The sequence below is a fragment of the Streptomyces sp. NPDC024555 genome, from assembly GCF_055559335.1.
Map to the genome: position 1 here is coordinate 328,235 of NZ_JBVHKV010000010.1, position 6,796 is coordinate 335,030.

Annotated in this window: 7 protein-coding genes and 3 pseudogenes; 5 read left to right on the forward strand and 5 right to left on the reverse strand. The window is 68.7% G+C overall.

Features of this window, described 5'->3' with window-relative positions:
- Positions 1 to 5: 5 nt before the first annotated feature.
- Positions 6 to 290 (reverse strand): hypothetical protein, encoded by a 285-nt coding sequence (locus tag ACZ4FH_RS19835; protein ID WP_467306202.1) that lies wholly within the window; start codon positions 288 to 290, stop codon positions 6 to 8.
- Positions 291 to 683: 393 nt separating this feature from the next.
- Between ACZ4FH_RS19835 and ACZ4FH_RS19840 the strand changes: the two genes are divergently transcribed.
- Entirely contained in the window at positions 684 to 1,208 is a 525-nt protein-coding gene (locus tag ACZ4FH_RS19840; RefSeq protein WP_467306203.1) for a hypothetical protein, read from the forward strand.
- Positions 1,209 to 1,304: 96 nt separating this feature from the next.
- Here the strand turns inward: ACZ4FH_RS19840 and ACZ4FH_RS19845 are convergent, their stop codons facing one another.
- The gene (locus ACZ4FH_RS19845) at positions 1,305 to 2,015 is read right to left on the reverse strand and encodes a class III extradiol ring-cleavage dioxygenase family protein (protein WP_467306204.1); all 711 of its coding nucleotides are present in this window, start codon (positions 2,013 to 2,015) and stop codon (positions 1,305 to 1,307) included.
- Between the two features lie 144 nt (positions 2,016 to 2,159).
- Here ACZ4FH_RS19845 and ACZ4FH_RS19850 point away from each other — a divergent pair, with 144 nt between their 5' ends.
- The 4 genes and pseudogenes from ACZ4FH_RS19850 to ACZ4FH_RS19865 all read left to right on the forward strand — a co-directional run bounded on the left by ACZ4FH_RS19850 (position 2,160) and on the right by ACZ4FH_RS19865 (position 4,175).
- Positions 2,160 to 2,819 carry a transposase family protein gene (locus tag ACZ4FH_RS19850; RefSeq protein WP_467306205.1) on the forward strand — a complete coding sequence of 220 codons (660 nt, stop codon included), beginning with the start codon at positions 2,160 to 2,162 and terminating at the stop codon, positions 2,817 to 2,819.
- A 299-nt stretch (positions 2,820 to 3,118) separates the two neighbouring features.
- Positions 3,119 to 3,352 carry a hypothetical protein gene (locus ACZ4FH_RS19855; protein ID WP_467306207.1) on the forward strand — a complete coding sequence of 78 codons (234 nt, stop codon included), beginning with the start codon at positions 3,119 to 3,121 and terminating at the stop codon, positions 3,350 to 3,352.
- Positions 3,353 to 3,363: 11 nt separating this feature from the next.
- A pseudogene (locus tag ACZ4FH_RS19860) lies at positions 3,364 to 3,659 on the forward strand (NF041680 family putative transposase); the annotation flags it as partial.
- A gap of 39 nt (positions 3,660 to 3,698) precedes the next feature.
- The gene (locus ACZ4FH_RS19865) at positions 3,699 to 4,175 is read left to right on the forward strand and encodes a GNAT family N-acetyltransferase (protein WP_467306209.1); all 477 of its coding nucleotides are present in this window, start codon (positions 3,699 to 3,701) and stop codon (positions 4,173 to 4,175) included.
- A gap of 531 nt (positions 4,176 to 4,706) precedes the next feature.
- Here the strand turns inward: ACZ4FH_RS19865 and ACZ4FH_RS19870 are convergent.
- From ACZ4FH_RS19870 to ACZ4FH_RS19880, 3 genes and pseudogenes are all read right to left on the reverse strand, one after another.
- Positions 4,707 to 5,267 (reverse strand): histidine phosphatase family protein, encoded by a 561-nt coding sequence (locus ACZ4FH_RS19870; RefSeq protein WP_467306211.1) that lies wholly within the window; start codon positions 5,265 to 5,267, stop codon positions 4,707 to 4,709.
- A gap of 27 nt (positions 5,268 to 5,294) precedes the next feature.
- A pseudogene (locus tag ACZ4FH_RS19875) lies at positions 5,295 to 6,415 on the reverse strand (IS630 family transposase).
- 299 nt (positions 6,416 to 6,714) lie between these two features.
- A pseudogene (locus ACZ4FH_RS19880) lies at positions 6,715 to 6,796 on the reverse strand (IS5/IS1182 family transposase); the annotation flags it as partial.

Below are 6,796 nucleotides of genomic sequence, written 5' to 3' on the forward strand. Positions count from 1 at the left end.
GCCCATCAGCAGCGGCACGGACTGGAACGGCCGGAGCCGGCTCGGGTGGAGACCCCCGGAGGCAGGAGCGAGGTGGCCCCGGCGGTCCCGGAGATGCCACCACCGCCCGCGTCGAAGGGCGGAGCGGCGAGCATATCGGCGAGGGACGCGTCGATGCCGCAGTCCACGCCCATGGTGCACGAGCATTGGTTGCTCTGGCCGGACGGGTCCGACAGCGTCACCGGGGTGTTCTCGGCGCACCCGTAGCAGTTGAGGGACTGGTGCTTCTCCGGTTCCAGCAGCGGATCCACGCTGACCTAGTTGCCGAGCACCGGGTCTTACTCGCGGGCCCCGACGTGGGTCAGGCCGGTGTCCTTGTCGTGCGTCTTGCCGAGGAACCCGCGGTCGTCGACCCAGCTGCCGCCGCCGGTCTGGGCGGGCTCCTCGCCGAAGGCGTTCAGAAAGCGCCGGGTGATGCACTGCGTGACCGCCTCGACGGCCAGGTTCTGCGTGCCGTGGTGGTCGGCGCACGGCTTCCTTGCTCGCGTTCAGGCCCTCCCTCTGCCGCTCCACCTTCAGGTGCCGGGTCGATGGGGGCTTCGCGGCATCCAGATACCCGTTGAGCCGGGCCGCCGTGCGGTGCGCACGTTCGGCGAGGTGCGTGACGATCAACCGACCGAGACAGCCGCACCGTCGAACGTCTCGTGCGCGAGATCGGCATCCAGGGCGCGGTCAGAGGCAAACGCGTGATCACTACACTGCCCGGGCTGAACATGAGTATCTCGAAAGGGGCTGTCATGCCTGACCCGTCATTCGGCGGTGCGGTGGGCGCCATGTCTTCCCGGGCGCTGAGTTGCGTGACGGCTCTGAGGCTCGGCGGAGCGGTGTACATCCTCGCGGAAGCCGCTGGGCAGGAGGACTTCTTTCACCAGGCGGATGCGGGTGTGCGTGCCGGACTGAGGTCGTGCGAGGGCAGGCGTCTGAACGGCGATGTGCTCCGTCTCGCCAAGAAGGCCTGCCGTCGTCTGAACACCGAGTTCCCCGGTGCCGAGGACACGCGGCCATTCGCCCTGGGTGGATTCACGCTCATGGAAGAAGTGCTGGTGTCGATCGAAGACGGTGACAGCCGGGTCGCGGAGCCGCATATCGCGGTGTTCGACAAGGCGTTGGAGGTTGCCGCCCTGTGGCCGAGGCCCGTGGACATCGACGGGTGCGCCGACAGGGCTTGATCAAGTTGCGTGGTTGCACGGTTGGCTAGGTATCAGGTGCATGGCATGGCAGGCACGGACGTCGTGATCATTGTGGTGAGTACTGCGGTCGGCGCTTCAGGGTGACCAGGTCGCCACGAAGCAACTGACGCTGTCCACAGTCTCGGCGTACAGGAGCCGGTGGGTAGCCAGGCCCTCGTCGGCCCCGTCCAGCAGCTGCCAGGGCGAGCGACCTGACACTCCCAGCTCCCGAGCGAGGCCCGCGTTCATGTTCGGGAAGAATCCGTCCACGTCACCGCTTGCCAGCGCGGCGGCGATGCCTGAGTCGATCTCCTCGGCCCTCGGGTCGGGGCGCCGAGTTCCGCCCGCGCCAGGGCGGGTCGCACCGTTGCCCATCACCAGCAGCCCGACGCGGTCTGCCCACCTGGCAAGGTGGACGCCGTCCTCGCCGTTCGCGGGCCAGCTCCGGGAGTCGTCCAGCTCATAAGCACGCATCGGACCGGTCCAGCCTGCCCGCTGCAGCAGACGCGCACCGACGCTGAGCGCCATCGGCACCCCGCTCGCTGTAGCCTCCGCGGCTTGTCCCTGCCCGAGGTACTGATGCACGGGGCCCCCGAGGCCCCGCGAGGCCCATGGGGCGCCCACCTCGTAAAGAAAGGATCGCGTGCCCTGGCCGACCACGGCCACGATCTCGGGATCCTCGCTCAGTACGGCTGCTACTGCTTCCTCACACGCCGCGCGCAGCCGCTCCGGCGCTGCGGGCGCGCCTACGCCCGCCGCAAACGCGAGCGACAGCAAGGAGGGACAGATGGCAGCGGCCACGAGCATGCCCCGTAGCGTAGCCGCCGCCTCCAGATGGTCAGTCTCGCCGACAGGTGGGGCCTCATCAGTCACCCTCAATTGCCCACCTCAGTGAGCCCGATGATCACGAGCCGTTCTGTGCCTGCAGCTGGATCTTCTCCCATCCCTGCCGTGCTGGTGAAGCTGGGTCCCCTGTACGCCGGTCGGGTGGCTGACCTGCGCCCCTACCTCGACTCGGTGCCCGACCCACGCTCGCGGCAAGGCCGGTGGTACTCGCTGACAGCGATCCTGCTGGTGTGCGCCTGCGCAGTCGTCTCGGGTGCGAGGAGCATCGATGAGCTCGCCGAGTGGGGCCAGCGCGCCTCGCCGACGCTGCTGGCGGTCATCGGCATCCGCCGCCATCTGCTCAGGTGGCGGCGCACTCCGTCTCCGGCCACGATCGGGCGCGTGCTGGGGGCGGTTGACAGTGATGCGCTGGACCGGGCGGTGGGTGCCTACCTGGCAGACCGGCACCGCGCTGCCACCGAGCCCCCTGCAGCACCGTCCGAGTCCGGGCAGCGGCGCGTCGTCGCCGTCGACGGCAAAGCACTCAAAGGCTCAGCCCGACTCACCTCGCCTCGTCGGCACCTGCTTTCCGCAGTCACCCACGGCACCGTCGTGACCCTCGCCCAGGCCGAGGTCGGCACCAAGACGAACGAGACACGCACTTCAGGCCGCTGCTGGCACAACTGGACCTCGCTGACGCCGTGGTCACCTTCGGCGCCCTGCATTCGGCCAAGGCGAACATCTCCTGGCTGGTCCAGGACAAGAAGGCCCATTACATCGCCGTGATCAAGACCAACCAGCCGACCGCCCATCGCCACCCTGCCCTGGCGCGACGTCGCAGTCCAGCACACCGCCTCCGCCACCGGGCACGGCCGCCAGGAGTCCCGCTCGATCAAGACCTGCGGGATCGCGGACGAACTCGGCGGGATCGCCTTCCCCCACGCCCGCCTGGCCATCCGCGTCCACCGCCGCCGCAAGCAGAGCGGCAAACGCGAGACCCGCGAGAGCGTCTACGCCGTCACCAGCTTGGACGCCCACAGACCAGCCCCTGCGACCTGGCCGCCGCGATTCGCGGACACTGGGGAGTGGAGAACTCATCGCGCCACATCAGAGACGTCACCTTCGCCGAAGACGCCTCCACCGTCCACATCGGAACCGCACCCCGCGCCATGGCCACCCTCCGCACCCTCGCCATCGGTGCGCTGAAAACGCTCGGAGCCGGCAACATCGCCAAGACCACCCGGGCGATCCGAGACAACCCCGAACGAGCCCTTCCCCTCCTGGGAATCACCAGCAATCCGGACGCACCCGGAACTTGATCAAGCCCTGCGCCGATCGCTGGACGTGGCTGGTGATCGCCGCTCACCCCCAGCTCCAGGTCGCCCGTCCGCTCGCAGTCGACTTGCGGCGGCCGTGGGAGAAGAAGGCCGAGCCGAACAAGCTCACCCCGGCCAGAGTCTGCCGGGGGTTCTGCAACCCACCACGCCCGGCCCCGGCCGCCCACACGGCTCCAAGAACCGCCGACTGGCACCACGCCACGATGTGGGACGCGTCCTGGCCACAGGCGAGGCACATACTCGCCCCGCCCACCACAAGAAGGGCACCAAGCCCCGCCGAACGCAATAGACGAGCAGTCCAACACATCGTGCTGCCACGATGCACCCCATGGATCTTGAGAACCCCGACAGACTGGTGATACGCCACGCGGATACCTCGGACTGGCCCGTACTGGCCGGCATCGACTCCATCGCGGTATCGGGCGACGAAGCGCGGCGCGTGAGTATCCGCCGCTGGTGCGAACAAGGCTCAGTCCTCCTGGCCGAGGGCGCATCCGGCCCCATGGGCTACAGCGTGCTGGAATACACCTTCTTCGAGCAGGGCTTCATCACCATGGTGATGGTCGCGCCCACCGCCCGCCGACAAGGCGTGGGCGCACGTCTCCTTAAGGCCACCGAGGCCGCGTGCACCAGCCCGAAGCTGTTTACCTCGACCAATGTCTCCAACTACCCCATGCAACTGCTGCTACAGCGCGTCGGCTGGAGCCCGGTCGGCCTGCTCCACGGCCTGGACGAAGGCGACCCCGAACTCTTCTACCTCTGCCCAGGCGCCCAACCACGCCGCCTGGTCGAGGCCGAAGATTAAACGCCAAGCTAAGGGCTTGCCGGAAAACAAGTCGGCTGATGCACCGGCTCGGCTTCAGCCCGCAGGCCCCCGCACGCGCGTAGATCCAGCGATAGCAGGCACGATCCGGCCCGAAGGCCCCGCCCTGGCCCCGCGGCAAGAGCCTCATCAGCATCGTGGCGACACCGCGCAGACGGACCAGCTCGACGAACTTCGCGTTCAGGCCGCGCACCGCGACCTCGATGTGCAACTCCTGCTCGCCGGCGCGGGACAGGTCACGGCCTGGAGGAGAATGGCCAGGTGCCCCGGCGGCGCGGGCCCGCGTCCGGCCGATGCTGCCCGCCGCCGGGGCCGTCCCCTATATATGGGACGGCCGTAAGACCCATCAGCGCGACGAGGAGGCCCCTGTGGTGTGGCCGCACAGCCCGACCCGCCAGGCAACACCCCGGCGCCTGCCGGGGTACCGCAGGCTGGGCGCTGACGGCCGCTCAGCCGGGAGCCGAGGGAGCCGCATTCTCAGTGAGACGTAGCTAGTGCTGTGACCGGGAAGGTTTACCGGGTCGACGGGGTCCAGCCAGCGGGAAGCATGTAGTGCCAGCCCGGGCGCCAGGCGGGTGGGGCTTCGACGAGGTCTTCCAACGAGGCGCCAGCGAGCAAGCAGTCCAGGGCCCATCGCTTGGCCGAGTGGGCGATCACCAGGATCCGGCCGCCGTCCCAGCACGTGGCCAGGTCGTACAGGAACACCTCGGTGGCCGCGAGGACCTGGCGGTAGCTCTGACCGCCGGGGAAGGGTTCGTCGATGCGGCGAACCCGCTGGGCGGCAATGCCGACGACAGGGGTTCTGTTGAGGTCCCCGTAGTTGCACTCGCGCAGCCGGATGTCCTGGTGGATCGAGGGGGTGCCGTCGGGGAACGCGATCCGGGCCGTCTCCACAGCTCGGTGGAGGTCGGAGGTGAACACCGCGGCAAAGCCGCCAGCGCCTCGGCGTTCGCCGAGTTCCGCGGCCTGACAGCGGCCGAGTTCCGAGAGCTGGCCGGGGAGCCAGCCGGTGGCAATGCCCGCCTCGTTGTCGGTGGTGGTGGCGTGCGTCTCGTAGACGATCTCTACTGCCATCGCGGGTCTCCTGCTTGCCGGGGCGGGTCAGGCTGCTTCGGTGAGTGGTCGGCCTCCCCAGCGCAGGCCCTTCTCGCTGCGGATGCGTGCTCGTTCGCGGCGTTGGGCGGAGAGGACGTCGGGGTGGCGGGCGTTGGTGTTGCGCCAGCGCAGGTAGGCGTGCAGGGCCCGGGTCTGGACGGTGTGGTTGCGGTGGTTCGAGTTGGCGATGGTGAGCTGCCGCAGCGGCCCGAAGTGGGCCTCGATCGGGTTCGCCCACGAGGCATAGGTCGGGGTGAAGCACAGCTCGACCCGGTGCTTCCTCGCCCAGCTCCGGATCTTCTCGCCCTTGTGGGCGGACAGGTTGTCCATGATCGCGTAGATCGGGGCGCCGTCAGGGCGGGTGGCCCGGATGGACTTCAGTGCGGCCAGGGTGTTGCCGCGCCCTTCTTGCGGCGGTTGACGCCCCACAGGGTGTCGTCGCCGATCGAGTAGCAGCCGTGGAAGTACCGGATCCCGTGGGTGCGGTGGTAGGTCGCGGGGTGCCGCTCGGGGTGGCCGGCGGGGGCCCAGCCCGAGCCGGCGGTGGGTCGGATGCCGAGGGGGCCGAACTCATCGAAGGCGAAGACCCGGTCCGGGAAGCGTTCCAGGACCTCCTCGATCCGGTCCAGCTTCGTGTCACGGTCGGGGTCTGGTGACTCCTTCCAGGTCTTGGTGCGTTGGAAGGTGACGCCGCGTCGGGCGAGCAGCCTGCGTAATGCCTCGCGTCCGATGCGGATGACCCGGCCGTGGACTTTGCGCGGGTAGGCGGCGATTTTGCGGATCGACCAGCGGGTGAAGGGCTGGCCAAGTTTGGTCGGTCGGGTGGTGGCCGTCTTGATGACGAAGTCCTCGTCGTCAGGACTGAGCAGGCGGGGACGGCCTCCCGCCCACTGAGGGTCCAGGCAGGCCAGGCCGATCTCGTTGAACCGGTGGATCACGTCGCGGACGGTGTCCTCGTCGGCCTGCACCAGTTGGGCGATCACCGGGACCCGATTCCCGCCAGCCGAGGCCAGCAGCATCATCGCGCGCCGGTAGCGCACCGCACTGGTGCTGCCCCGGCGCACAATCTGCTGCAGCTTCTGCCCCTCCTGATCGGTCAGTCTGCGCACACGGACAGGCTTAGCCACCGCACCTCCAGCGGTCGGATCGGACGTCACCGCACCTCCAACTGCCCCGACCACCAACCCGGCCAACCTATGCGGTGACAGCACTAGCTGTACGACCTGTTGGCCCAGATGAATGCGGGCTTGTTGCCGTAGCTGTCCGTTCTCGGTTCGGAGTCCCTGGGCCGGTCGATGTCCGTCTCGACAGCAGCGCCACCCAGCGCCATCTCATCACCAGGCTGCGCGGTGCCCGAGAGTTCCTCGCTCCCCGGGACTGAAGCAACGGCGCTCGGCGGCACCGGCCTGTTCGACAGTGAGCGTTTTCAGCGTTGCCTCTCCAGGGTGAGGATGGCTCTGGCGATGACGGTCATGCGGTTGGGGCTGATGCGGGATCTGCGGAAGATC